We start from the raw sequence: 11,852 nt of genomic DNA on the forward strand, positions 1-11,852 counted from the left end.
CAAAACAGTCCCATTCGTCGACTGTCCGCCGGTTTCAATGGACGATGGGATACCGCATCCTATGCAAGCGATCCCTTGGTTCTGACGACAGGAGCGGCCCCTCAGCTGCAGAGTCGCTGGAGCACGAGAAAGGGGATATTACGACGCACTGCTCCACCCCCCGAAACCGACTAGCTGATTGATAGATGTGGCTACAGAGCGTGCGGAACCGATTCATGCAAAACTCCTGCACTTGGCAACCTGAAAAGAAAATCGCCTAGCGCAATAGCACATAGGCGATTGATTGTACTACTTGAATTGGGGCGTCCGGCAGGATTGGAACCCATGACCCCTTAGTTCGTAGCCGATTGGCTGAACCGGTATTTTTTTGTTTTCATACGTTAAGTATTTAACGGTAAAACCTTTCCTGTATTGTTATTCTACCTACTCGTTTCTCTCCTCCAAACGGGGAAGCGATTGCGGTAAACTCACTCCCGGCCCGGCGTTCGTCCGGGCCTTTTTATTGAGTCTGCCCGGCCTTGAACTACTGGTCTTCTTTTCCTATCTTTGAATTGCAGAGGAGCAACAGTTTAAATCGCCGTAATTCGGATGACGGTGACTGCTGCTTCCTCTGCCAGGTTAGAGAGATGTGCATTAAATCACTGGTGACTTACTCTAACTCTCATCGCGTCCTGAGCTGCCTTTGCCAGGAACCCAAACCGGGTCATATGATGAGCACGAGCGTACTCGTCAATACTAGAAAGCAGGCCTTCTGGCAACGAGATATTCAACCGGACCGTCCGGAAAGATATTTTTCCACATCCGCATCCACATCCACTTCCACGTAGCCCATACAGCAAATTGTTTTTTGTTTCCTGCCGCTGCACCGTCTGCACCTATCCCCTCATCGCTTCTCTTGCTGAGTCCAATCCAGCTTTGGCCAGGAAAGAAGAACGCGATTTCCCTGTCCTCGTAAACAGCAATGGGATTACCCCTATATTCTCCCTTTCTATTTCACATATGTGAAATATGATGGACCCTATGTGGGGCTTACCCCGACTTACTGTCGGGCCCACATTCTTGCTTACGCTGCAAATCAATTCTCCTCACTGAGACTGCCCTCTACCGAGGCTTGCTGTATCCGGTTGTGTCATATCAGAGCTGGACACAGGAAGTTCGCATCGTCCCGAATTTTAGGGGGTAGCATAAACAAGGACGAGCCATGGAAAATGATGCAAATTTAAAGAAGAAAATCAGCTTCGAGAAGGAACAAGATTCGAACATTTCAAATCTGTCAGATGAAGAGTTTCAGCAGTCCTGCCAGATACTCACCAAGGTTCTTGCTACACTGCCCTCCAAGAGACAAAGGGAGCTTTTTGGGTTGCTGCAAATTCTCGTGGAAGACGGCACTTCCCAAAAACAGCAATCCTCGGTTAGGCCGATAGCTGAAAAAATAGTGGCCACGGTATGTAGAGACGATCATTCATCGAGACCTCTTCCATACCAACCGGAACGCAGAATCTCCGATAGGCGACGTAACGATCGACGTCAAAGTGATCAGGGAAAACGGTTATGCAACGCTGGAACTCCATGGACGTCAGAGGACATCCAGATACTGGAGATCATGGCAAAGCAAGGGATTCCTCATAGACGGATCGCATTGAAGCTTGGCAGAACTTCCACAGCAGTCGAAGCAAAAGCCAAGACGCTGAACATCCCCTTGTCTGATGGGTAGTTTTTTATTGTATTGTACCGGCCGCTTCTCTACTCTTTCACTGCCTTGGTTGTCGCCCAAAACGACTAATAACCATCTGTGGTTTCCGCATTCGAACTCACGAATGCCTCATAACTGATTTACATCAATTTGAGGGGCGCGGGAATCAAGTATCTTATTATCTGGCAACTCGTTTTGGTGGTTTTTGTTGCCCTCCACTCTTCCGACAATAAGCGCCAAAAATAAGCACCAAAAATTCGGTTCTAATCGGCTAATTGAGGCTTTACTGCTGAGCTAAGATAGCCATGCGGTTAGTAGCTACCATCACTGCCGCTCCCCGGCTCTTTCTCCTTCTTTTGAGATCTGGGTTTATTATGTAGTGGACTCTCCTTTGCCTGGTTCACCGCCGGGCCTTTTCTTCCTTATTGCCTTAGCGCAAACCGCAACCCACTGACTCAATGAACAATATCGGTAGTAGAACGGCCGTGAGGCAGCGGCAAAGGGCTACAAGGAAGCATTCGGAGACCCAGCGCCGTCAGGTTTTGGAAATGTCAGGGTGCACGACCTCAAACACACGTTTGGCCGCAGGCTACGATCTGCTGGTGTGTCGCTCGAAACAAGGAAGGTGTTGCTCGGGCACAAGAACGGCGGCATTACGAGCCACTACTCTGCACCTGAGATCGGGGAACTGATAGATGCGGCCAACAAAGTGTGCGGAACTGATTCACGCAAAACTCCTGCACTCGTAATTCTAAAAAGAAAAATCGCCTAGTGCAATTACACATAGGCGATTGAATTTCCTAACAAAAACTGGCGCGCCCGGCAGGATTCGAACCCACGACCCCTTGGTTCGTAGCCAAGTACTCTATCCAACTGAGCTACGGGCGCTATGACTGGTAACTACTCTGGCATATCCAATGCCGTGCGTGATTATATCAGACTGATGCACTTCCGAGTCAAAGCATTCCATCTGATCTTATCTTTGAAACGCTACCTGGTCATATTCTGATGCATTTATCACAATTCATCCGAAGCCCATCTTTTCCGAAAACCGCGCTGCAGAACCGAAAACGATATAGCAGAACACCAATGAGCAGAATGTTTCCCGTTCCATGAGTTTTTTCCTTGCCCCTCTTCCATGCATCGAAGAGAGGAGCAAGCGCCGGCTGACCGTTCTCATCCTCGAAGGATTCGCGAACCCTTGATATTTGTTAATATTCGGGTCATCAGTAGCCCCAGATCAAAGGAGTTCAAAAAATGGCTATTACAGAACAGCAAATACTGGTCGCACTCAGGGAAATTACCGATCTCACCACGGGCAAGGATTACATAAGCACCAACGAGGCGCGCAATATCATCATCGAGGGCAATAATGTATCGCTGGATATTGTGCTTGGCTATCCTGCAAAAAGCGTAATGGCGGATATTCGCGATCAGGTGATTGGAAAGCTCAAAGCCATTCCCGGGGTTGGCGATGTAAATGCCAATGTTTCAAGCAAGATCGTTTCCCACGCAGTTCAGCGTGGGGTGAAACTCATCCCGGGAGTCAAGAATATCATTGCCGTGGCCTCCGGCAAGGGCGGGGTAGGCAAATCCGCCACGGCAGTCAACCTTGCGCTGGCGCTGGCTGCCGAAGGCGCTTCTGTCGGAATACTGGATGCCGATATCTATGGCCCCTCGCAACCGCAAATGCTGGGCATTACCGGCAGGCCGGATTCTCCCGATGGCAAGACCATCGAACCGATGAGAGCGCATGGCATTCAGGCTATGTCCATCGGGCTTCTGATCGATGCGGAAACGCCGATGGTGTGGCGCGGGCCCATGGTTACCCAGGCACTGCAGCAGTTGCTGATCGATACCCGGTGGGAGGAAATAGATTATCTCATTGTGGACATGCCGCCGGGAACGGGCGATATCCAGTTGACACTTGCACAAAAAGTGCCGGTGACGGGAGCCGTCATTGTTACGACACCTCAGGATATCGCGTTGCTCGATGCGCGCAAGGGATTGAAGATGTTCCAGAAAGTAGGCATTCCCATAATTGGCATCATCGAAAATATGAGTACGCACATTTGCTCGAACTGCGGGCATGAAGAGCATATTTTTGGCGCAGGCGGTGCGGAAAAAATGTGCAGGGATTACGATGTGGAATTGTTGGGAGCGTTGCCCCTCGATATAAAAATTCGCGAACATACCGATTCTGGCAATCCGACAGTTGTTGCAGAGCCTGACGGGCGAATAGCGGAAATTTATCGCAGTATCGCGCGCCGCCTCGCCGTGAAAATCGACGAGTTGTCATTGGATCATTCCGCACTGTTCGCCAGGATTGTGGTTGAGGATACCTGATTCCGGAAATGGAAAGATGGTCTCTGGAAGGAGGCGGGAAGGCTTGACCGCTTTCCGTCTTCCCCCACCTGTACATTCTGTTCACCTCGCATTCTTTTTTCAACATGACAATCAAGTCGGATAAATGGATTCGCCGGATGGCGATGGAGCACGGCATGATCGAGCCGTTCGAACCGAACCAAGTCAAGCATGCCCCTGACGGACACAAGATCGTTTCATACGGCACTTCGAGTTATGGATACGACATTCGCTGCTCGGATGAATTCAAGCTGTTCACCAATATCAACTCCGCCATCGTGGATCCTAAAAACTTTGATTCCAACTCCTTTGTCGATGTGAAAAGCAACATCTGTCTTATTCCGCCCAATTCCTTTGCGCTTGCCCGCACAGTTGAATACTTTCGCATTCCGAGAAATGTATTGACCATTTGCCTCGGAAAATCCACTTATGCCCGTTGCGGCATCATTGTCAACGTCACCCCCTTCGAGCCGGAGTGGGAAGGCTTCGTTACATTGGAGTTTTCCAATACCACGCCTCTTCCCGCAAAGATTTACGCGAATGAAGGGGTAGCCCAGGTAATCTTTTTCGAATCTGACGAGATCTGCGAAACCTCTTACAAGGACAGGGGGGGGAAATACCAAGGCCAGCATGGGGTGACACTGCCAAAAATCTGAACACATCCGGTACTCCCTTCACACGCCTGTTCCGAGCCCCTGAGGGTTCGAAGGCCTATCCTGAACACCGTTCGACCTTCGATCCATCGACAGCCCCAGTATCAGGGCAAAAGATGGGCTCTTTATCCTTCGCAATTCAGGTAGAAAGATATTGATCATCTATGCAAGCTTCGGGCAGCAAGACGAGGCCGGGCATCCCTTTGCCTGTCTACTTCACTCCCTGTATTTTCCTTACTTGCAAAATGCGCAATGGCGTGAATACGATACGTCGAGGAGGAACTTCAGGGCAAACACAGGGTCTTTTTCACATTCAAAAAAACGCTTGATTCCGCTGGAATCAAGTCTATAATCCGCATTTTTTTACGTTATCAAATCGAAGGACAGGAGGTCATCATGACAGGCAAAGCAAACTACTTCATCACGGCTGATCTGGTAAATATCCATACTCCCGTAACGTAGCGTCTTCAAAAGGAAGGGCGATCTCATGCAAATGCGTAATACCGCTCTACGGCAAGCCGTAGAAGTAGAAGAAATATTCGACACTCACCCCGAAGTCAGCCTGGATTTTGAACACGTTCAGGCAGCCCTCAAACAGGGCTACAGCAAGCCATTCCTGCTGGTTGACAGTAATATCATCCGCAACAAGGCCCGAAGATTCAAAGCGGCCATGCCGCGTGTGCAGCCGCACTATGCGGTCAAGGCCAATCCTGATCCACGCGTATTGAAAACGCTGATCGAGGAAGGCGTTGGATTTGAAATTGCCTCCATTTCAGAGCTTGACCTCCTGCTCAGTCTGAATGTGCCTGCCGCGGATATTTATTACAGTAATCCGATGAAATCGCGGGCGTACCTGGAATATGCCGCAGCCAAAGGTGTGGAGTGGTATGTACTGGATAGTGTCGAGGAGCTACGCAAGATCATCAGCGTGAAGCCGGATGCGAAACTGTATTTGCGGATAGATACGCCTAACATCGGGAGCGACTGGCCGCTTGCCGGCAAGTTCGGCACGCATGTGGCCGAGATCAAGGAGATTATTGACGAAGCCGCGAACCTCCAGGCTGATCTCGCCGGAGTGACCTTCCACGTCGGTTCGCAATGCCGCAATCCACAGAATTGGCGGGTGGGCATCGAGCGGGCAATCAAGGTATTCGCCGACATGCGCCAGGCAGGATTGTCACCGCGTTTGCTCAACATCGGCGGCGGCTATCCGGTGCGGCATGTCAAGCCCATTCCATCGATAGAAGTTATCGGTGAAGTCGTGAACGAAGCGATTGCGAACCTGCCGGAGAACATTCGCATCATGGCTGAGCCCGGGCGCTACCTCGTCTCGGATGCGGCCTATTTTGTCTGCCGCGTAGTAGGAACGGCCACTCGCAACGGCAAACGCTGGATGTATTGGGATGCAGGCGTCTTTGGGGGCGTGATCGAGGTCACGGAGGGCTTACGGTATGAAATTCTTTCTGATCGCAGGGGACCGAGCATCCCCTGGTCTGTAGCGGGGCCAACCTGTGATTCGGTCGATATTCTCATGCGCGATGAACTGCTGCCGGAGGATATTGAGGAAGGTGATTTCATCTATATACCCAATGCCGGCGCTTATACGACAGCCTATGCCAGTAACTTCAACGGCTTTCCTTTGCCAGAGGTCGTCGTCCTGTAACTCAATAAAATAAGGATTCCCGCTTGCCAGCCCGGGCTGGTCAAGCAGGTTCCGGGACGGTCAGGCAGCGCAACCGGACAATAATAATAAAAAAGGCGGGGCACAGTTATCTGTGGCCCGCCACTTTTTTTGCAGGAACGCTTGTCAGGAATCAGAAATCGGGATTCAAAAATCCGAGATTCAGGTTCTTAAGCGCCTTGTTCCTGCTGACTTGCCTTGCGATCGAGTGTGACAAAATGGTACTCCAACCCACTGTCATCCACATGCTCTTCGCGCGAGACCTCCCACCAATCATTTCTGTCAAATTCCGGAAAATACGTGTCACCCTCGAAATCCCTGTGGATCTCGGTCATATACAGGCGATCACATAGCGGCAGCATCTGCTGGAATATATCTGCACCCCCAATGACGAAACATTCGTTCACTTGATCGAGGCGCCCCTCTTCTCCGCTTCTTGTCTGCCTGCAGGCGCTGAGCGCTTCTCCTATGGATCTGACCACCAGTGCGCCCGGAACTTCATAATCCGGTTGTCTCGTGATAATGATGCTGGTGCGGCCGGGAAGAAGCCTGCCGATGGATTCATACGTCTTGCGTCCCATGATGATGGGATGCCCCATCGTGAGCTCCTTGAAATGCTTGAGGTCGTGCGGCAGTCTCCAGGGGATTGCATTGTTATTACCGATGGCGCGATTTCGCGCCATCGCCACCAAAACGGAGAGTCGAGGTGTCATACTGCAATGGGTGCCTTGATTGACGGATGAGGACCGTACCCTTCCAGGTTGAAATCCTCATACCGGAAGTCGAAAACATCCCGGATTGCCGGGTTCAATTTCATGATAGGCAGTTTTTTCGGTGCCCGCCCCAATTGCTCGCGTGCCTGTTCCAGATGGTTGAGATAAAGATGGGCATCGCCAAAAGTATGGACGAATTCACCCGCGCGTAAATCACAGCTTTGCGCCATCATGAGCGTAAGCAGAGCATAGGAGGCAATATTGAACGGAACACCGAGGAAGATGTCAGCGCTGCGCTGGTAAAGCTGGCAGGAAAGCTTGTCATCCGCCACATAGAACTGAAACAGTGCGTGGCAAGGCGCCAGCTTCATTTCCTGCAGTTCACCCACATTCCAGGACGATACGAGCATGCGGCGGGAATCGGGCGTTTTCCTGAGCTGCTCGACTACCTGCCTGATCTGATCGATATGGCCTCCCTTCCCGTCCGGCCACGAGCGCCACTGGCGCCCATATATCGGCCCCAGATCGCCATTCTCATCCGCCCATTCATCCCAGATGGAAACGCCATTTTCGTTGAGATACCCTATATTGGTATCCCCTTTCAGAAACCAGAGCAGTTCGTAAATGATGGATTTCAGATGCAGTTTCTTTGTCGTCAGCAGGGGAAAACCTTCAGACAAGTCGAAGCGCATCTGGTAGCCGAAAACCGAAAGCGTGCCAGTACCCGTGCGATCGGATTTTTTTTGTCCGTGCTCCAGAACATGCTGCATGAGATCGAGGTACTGGCGCATCGAAGTCTATTGTCGGGCTGCGGAAGGCTGCGGAATTTAGTAAAAGGAAACACCCCGAGTATAATGGACATTCTAGCAGAATAAAGGTGGCTCCATGCTTGCAGCGCTCACACAGACAAATGCTCCCCTCGCCTCCCTTGACGACGCAGGCAAAGCCACTCATATCCTGGTGGTATTGCCAGTACGGGCCGAATCATCGGATGAGCTCGATTTTTTCGGAAAAGATTTGCTGAGCATCTTGTTGTCGCGGCGCAAAATGAAGGCGGAAGAAATCAGCGGAACGCCGGTTTCAGCCAATCTCGCGAGTGGCGAATTATGCGCATGGGTGAGGATTGATCCGGTCAAATCCGTGTTCGAACAGCAAGTATCGATGCGCAAAGCCGTGCAGTTGTTGCTGGAAGAAAGCCCTTCGGAAATAAGCGTTACCGTTTATGGCGACTCCGGCGAAAGGCGAATGGCGGCACAACTGGCACTCTACGCGGCGTGGATCAACGGTTCATTACTGCCATCGCGCAAAACGGGTAAAAAGGAGGAGAGCTACCGCGGGCTCGAACGAATCGTGCTGCACGGGCACGAGGAAGCGGATAATTTTGCCCTGCTGAAAGCCACGGCGGAAGGAAATCTGCTTACGCGGGAGCTTACAGTGTTGCCGCCCAATGAGTTGACGCCGGGACTCTACCGCAAGCGCCTCCAGGAACTGGCGACAAGGGAAGGCTGGGATTATCAGGACTTCGATGTGAAAACGCTGCGCGAGATGGGTGCCGGCGCTTTTGTCGCGGTTGCCCAGGGGAGCGATCCCGAAGATGCAGCCATAGTGCACGTGCGGCGCCGGATGAAAAAAGTGGACAAGACAGTCGCCCTGGTGGGCAAGGGCATCTGCTTCGATACCGGAGGGCATAACCTGAAGCCGGCACGTTACATGCATGGCATGCACGAGGACATGAACGGCTCCGCTGTTGCCTTGGGCATACTGTTGGCTGCAACCCGCGCCAACCTCCCCGTGAATATCGATTGCTGGCTTGCCATCGCACAGAATCATATCAGTCCGCATGCCTACAAGCAGAATGATGTCATCAGGACGCTCGATGGGACTACTGTAGAGATCGTCCATACGGATGCCGAAGGTCGGATGGTGCTCGCGGACACCCTGACGATGGCAGCAAGAGAGAAGCCCGATATGATGATGGATTTCGCAACGCTGACAGGAAGCATGCACGTGGCGGTGGGATCGCGCTACAGCGGCATTTTCAGCAATCGCGAAAAGTTGATGCAGAAGGCGTTGGCAGCAGGGAGGGTAACAGGCGAACGGGTCTGGGGATTTCCCCTCGATGCCGATTATGATGTCGAACTGGAAAGCAAAATTGCCGATGTCAGGCAGTGCACCCTGGAGGGCGAGGCCGATCATATTCTCGCCGCCAGATTTCTCAATCGCTTCGTGGATGACGTTCCCTGGCTGCATATGGACCTTTCCGCGAGCAATCACAAGGAAGGGCTGGGCGCGGTGGGAAGCCCGGTGACCGGGTTTGGTGTGGCGTGGGGTATGGAGATGCTCAGGGTTCTATTTTCAGGCTCCCTTTAACCTTTAACAAGAATAGGTGGATATAGATCCTATCCTGTTCCCGTTTATCAAAATTGTTCGGATACATACCCCTTTCTGATTGAGCGGGTTTTGCAGACCCTCATGCGGTCAGTGTAACAAAACGGTTCTTCCGCCTGCTGTTACGCTTCACGATTCGAAGCTGAAACTTGTGTATTTCCTGCGAAGAGGAGGATCAGAACATGTCCGACCCTGCCATACAGAACCGCGCTGCCGGCGCCATCATGGGCGCTTTTATCGGGGATGCCCTGGGCCTCGGTCCTCACTGGTACTACGATCTGGCAGTGCTCCGCCGCGACTACGGCGACTGGATCACAACTTATACCGATCCCAAGCCCGGCCGCTACCATAGTGATCTCAAGGCAGGCCAGTTGTCCCAGACCGGTATCATTCTCCGGCTCATGCTGCGCTCGCTCGTCGAGCGCGGCGGCTATGACGAAGCGGATTTCTGCCAGCGGATGGATGAGGAAATATTCCCATTTCTTAACGGCATGCCCGTGAACGGCCCTGGCGGATATACCCAGCAGTCGATTCGCGACGCTTGGCGCAAGCGTGTCCAGCAGAACCTGCCATGGGGGCAAACAGGAGGTCAGGCCGATACCACTGAAGCAATAGGACGCACGCTGGCCCTGGCCGTCCGTTACGCCTTCCAACCGCAAGAGATGGCGGCCGTTATCTCCAGCAATACCCGTCTTACCCAGATCGACGGTACTGTGGTTACCCTGACTGTCGCATACGGGTCAGTGCTGGGTCTCCTGGTGCAGGGGCACCAGCTCAACAGGAGTCTTTCCGGCAAGCTCATGCGATTGGCAAAGGCGGGAAAATTACCTTTCCATACGATGGCCCACACCGACTTGCAGCCGCCTCAAGAGGACCTTCCGTGCGAAAGTGGATATTCTGTCTCTCCGGACGCCCTGCTCACGCCCTCATATATAGCGGCAGCTGCGCTAGACCCGGATATCCGGATAGAACCGGCATGGAAAGTCTCCATTGTGTATGGCATGACCTGCGCCATTTATCATCAGCTTCCCGCGGCCTATCATCTCACTGCCCGTTTTCCGAATGATTTCGAATCGGCTGTGCTCCACGCAGTGAATGGCGGCGGCGAAAATCAGGCTCGGGCCGCTTTAACCGGTGCACTCGTTGGAGCCCAGGTCGGCTTGTCGGGGATACCCCGGCGCTTCCTCGATGGCCTGGATGAAGGCGAAGCACTCCAGCGACTTGCGATGGATCTGGGATCGAAAGTGGGGACTTCAACCGACGAGGGAAAAAGCTGAAAACGGGAGGAACTCTGGAAATCCAGGATTCTTCTTGAAAACCCAAGCTCGGCAGGAATGCCTGGAAGAATGAAATTGCTACGCAATCTTCAGCACTATCTTGCCCAGAGTATGTCCCGCTTCGATCAAACGATGCGCTTCGGCGGCTTCCGTCAGAGGCAGCGTGCGGCTGACGTGAATCTTGAGAATACCTTGTTCAAGCAGCCTCGCACCTTGTTCAAGTATGCTGGTTTGAACTACACGCGCCGGATGTAAACCGAAATAAAGGGGAGCGGTCATTTGCACATAACCGATGCTCAGGTTGCGCAGCCGGGCAGTATTGAGTTGCTTTGCATCACAGGCCGTTGAAAGCAGCGACACTATCCTGCCATACAGCCGGATGGCGGAGAAGGATTTGCAGAACGTCTCTCCACCGACAGTATCCAGAGCGAGGTTCATACCCAGCCCCTCCGTCCATTCGAGCGCAGTGTCCACAAAGTCATTTTGGCGATAATCGATTGCAAGCTCGGCTCCCAGGGATTGCACGAAGGCGGCCTTTTCCTCGCTGGAAATTGTCGTGGCAACTCGGGCTTTCAGGTATCGGGCAAGCTGGATGGCAATATGGCCTACGCCGCCCGCACCCGCATGAATCAGCGCAGTCTGGCCCTCCTTGAGATTGCCGCGCTTTATCAGTGCTTCCCATGCAGTAATCAGAGCCAACGGAACAGCGGCTGCTTCCACCATTGACAGGTTCTTGGGTTTCAATGCCAGATAATCTTCATGCACTACCGCGTATTCTGCATAGCTTCCAGGCGCCCCACCTAGACCGTTATTGAAAAAGAAGACTTCATCGCCTGCGCGTACCCGAGTCACTGAACTGCCAACGGCTTCAACCACACCTGCCCCATCACATCCGAGGATAGACGGAAGCCTGTCCGGGTAATACATATTGGCCTTGCGCACCTTGGTGTCGATTGGATTTACACCAGCCGCGTGCAACTTCACCCGGACATCGAACGCGCCGGCAAGATCGGGTGTGGGAACATCGGCAGGGGTCAATACCTCTGGTGCACCCGGAACATTCATCAGGATCGCTTTCATGAT

General features: G+C 52.6%; 11 protein-coding genes and 1 tRNA gene. 7 read left to right on the forward strand and 5 right to left on the reverse strand.

The window, feature by feature from the left end; all coding sequences use genetic code 11:
* Nucleotides 1-638 precede the first annotated feature (638 nt).
* Nucleotides 639-875, reverse strand: a complete 237-nt coding sequence (locus BMY01_RS18765; RefSeq protein ID WP_081353831.1) for a type II toxin-antitoxin system HicB family antitoxin — start codon at nucleotides 873-875, stop codon at nucleotides 639-641.
* A gap of 326 nt (nucleotides 876-1,201) precedes the next feature.
* Here BMY01_RS18765 and BMY01_RS18055 point away from each other — a divergent pair, with 326 nt between their 5' ends.
* Complete coding sequence (locus BMY01_RS18055) at nucleotides 1,202-1,714, forward strand: hypothetical protein (RefSeq protein ID WP_074745865.1); 513 nt, start codon at nucleotides 1,202-1,204, stop codon at nucleotides 1,712-1,714.
* A 535-nt stretch (nucleotides 1,715-2,249) separates the two neighbouring features.
* Nucleotides 2,250-2,465: a tyrosine-type recombinase/integrase gene (locus BMY01_RS17365; protein ID WP_139176792.1), complete on the forward strand. Its 216-nt coding sequence runs from the start codon at nucleotides 2,250-2,252 to the stop codon at nucleotides 2,463-2,465.
* A gap of 39 nt (nucleotides 2,466-2,504) precedes the next feature.
* Here the strand turns inward: BMY01_RS17365 and BMY01_RS07690 are convergent.
* Nucleotides 2,505-2,581 (reverse strand) — tRNA-Arg (locus BMY01_RS07690).
* 369 nt (nucleotides 2,582-2,950) lie between these two features.
* On the opposite strand from BMY01_RS07690, the gene apbC reads away from it, so the two are divergent.
* The 3 genes from apbC (at nucleotide 2,951) to BMY01_RS07705 (ending at nucleotide 6,373) form a co-directional block, all read left to right on the forward strand.
* Nucleotides 2,951-4,039: an iron-sulfur cluster carrier protein ApbC gene (apbC, locus tag BMY01_RS07695; RefSeq protein ID WP_074745867.1), complete on the forward strand. Its 1,089-nt coding sequence runs from the start codon at nucleotides 2,951-2,953 to the stop codon at nucleotides 4,037-4,039.
* Between the two features lie 104 nt (nucleotides 4,040-4,143).
* Entirely contained in the window at nucleotides 4,144-4,713 is a 570-nt protein-coding gene (gene dcd / locus BMY01_RS07700; RefSeq protein WP_011381280.1) for a dCTP deaminase, read from the forward strand.
* Nucleotides 4,714-5,197: 484 nt separating this feature from the next.
* Complete coding sequence (locus tag BMY01_RS07705) at nucleotides 5,198-6,373, forward strand: type III PLP-dependent enzyme (protein WP_074745870.1); 1,176 nt, start codon at nucleotides 5,198-5,200, stop codon at nucleotides 6,371-6,373.
* 188 nt (nucleotides 6,374-6,561) lie between these two features.
* Here the strand turns inward: BMY01_RS07705 and BMY01_RS07710 are convergent, their stop codons facing one another.
* Entirely contained in the window at nucleotides 6,562-7,104 is a 543-nt protein-coding gene (locus BMY01_RS07710; RefSeq protein WP_074745872.1) for a dihydrofolate reductase, read from the reverse strand.
* On the reverse strand, nucleotides 7,101-7,895 hold the full coding sequence (locus BMY01_RS07715; RefSeq protein ID WP_074745874.1) for a thymidylate synthase: 795 nt from the start codon (nucleotides 7,893-7,895) through the stop codon (nucleotides 7,101-7,103). The genes BMY01_RS07710 and BMY01_RS07715 overlap by 4 nt, the downstream gene beginning before the upstream one ends.
* A 94-nt stretch (nucleotides 7,896-7,989) precedes the next feature.
* Between BMY01_RS07715 and BMY01_RS07720 the strand changes: the two genes are divergently transcribed.
* Together BMY01_RS07720 and BMY01_RS07725 are read left to right on the forward strand one after the other, a co-directional pair.
* A complete protein-coding gene (locus tag BMY01_RS07720) occupies nucleotides 7,990-9,474 on the forward strand; it encodes a M17 family metallopeptidase (RefSeq protein ID WP_074745876.1) in 1,485 nt (494 codons plus the stop codon).
* A 200-nt stretch (nucleotides 9,475-9,674) separates the two neighbouring features.
* Nucleotides 9,675-10,769 (forward strand): ADP-ribosylglycohydrolase family protein, encoded by a 1,095-nt coding sequence (locus BMY01_RS07725; RefSeq protein ID WP_074745879.1) that lies wholly within the window; start codon nucleotides 9,675-9,677, stop codon nucleotides 10,767-10,769.
* Between the two features lie 78 nt (nucleotides 10,770-10,847).
* On the opposite strand, the gene BMY01_RS07730 is transcribed toward BMY01_RS07725, so the two are convergent.
* Nucleotides 10,848-11,849 carry a zinc-dependent alcohol dehydrogenase family protein gene (locus BMY01_RS07730; RefSeq protein ID WP_074745881.1) on the reverse strand — a complete coding sequence of 334 codons (1,002 nt, stop codon included), beginning with the start codon at nucleotides 11,847-11,849 and terminating at the stop codon, nucleotides 10,848-10,850.
* Nucleotides 11,850-11,852: the final 3 nt, after the last annotated feature.

Origin of the sequence: Nitrosospira multiformis (assembly GCF_900110185.1) — a bacterium.
Lineage (GTDB): Bacteria > Pseudomonadota > Gammaproteobacteria > Burkholderiales > Nitrosomonadaceae > Nitrosospira > Nitrosospira multiformis_A.

What these genes read in the sequence shown, in the direction of transcription:
- BMY01_RS18055 (WP_074745865.1), top strand. Translation starts at nt 1,202, where the DNA reads ATGGAAAATGATGCAAATTTAAAGAAGAAAATCAGCTTCGAGAAGGAA.
- apbC (WP_074745867.1), top strand. Translation starts at nt 2,951, where the DNA reads ATGGCTATTACAGAACAGCAAATACTGGTCGCACTCAGGGAAATTACC.
- dcd (WP_011381280.1), top strand. Translation starts at nt 4,144, where the DNA reads ATGACAATCAAGTCGGATAAATGGATTCGCCGGATGGCGATGGAGCAC.
- BMY01_RS07705 (WP_074745870.1), top strand. Translation starts at nt 5,198, where the DNA reads ATGCAAATGCGTAATACCGCTCTACGGCAAGCCGTAGAAGTAGAAGAA.
- BMY01_RS07710 (WP_074745872.1), bottom strand. Translation starts at nt 7,104, where the DNA reads ATGACACCTCGACTCTCCGTTTTGGTGGCGATGGCGCGAAATCGCGCC.
- BMY01_RS07715 (WP_074745874.1), bottom strand. Translation starts at nt 7,895, where the DNA reads ATGCGCCAGTACCTCGATCTCATGCAGCATGTTCTGGAGCACGGACAA.
- BMY01_RS07720 (WP_074745876.1), top strand. Translation starts at nt 7,990, where the DNA reads ATGCTTGCAGCGCTCACACAGACAAATGCTCCCCTCGCCTCCCTTGAC.
- BMY01_RS07725 (WP_074745879.1), top strand. Translation starts at nt 9,675, where the DNA reads ATGTCCGACCCTGCCATACAGAACCGCGCTGCCGGCGCCATCATGGGC.
- BMY01_RS07730 (WP_074745881.1), bottom strand. Translation starts at nt 11,849, where the DNA reads ATGAAAGCGATCCTGATGAATGTTCCGGGTGCACCAGAGGTATTGACC.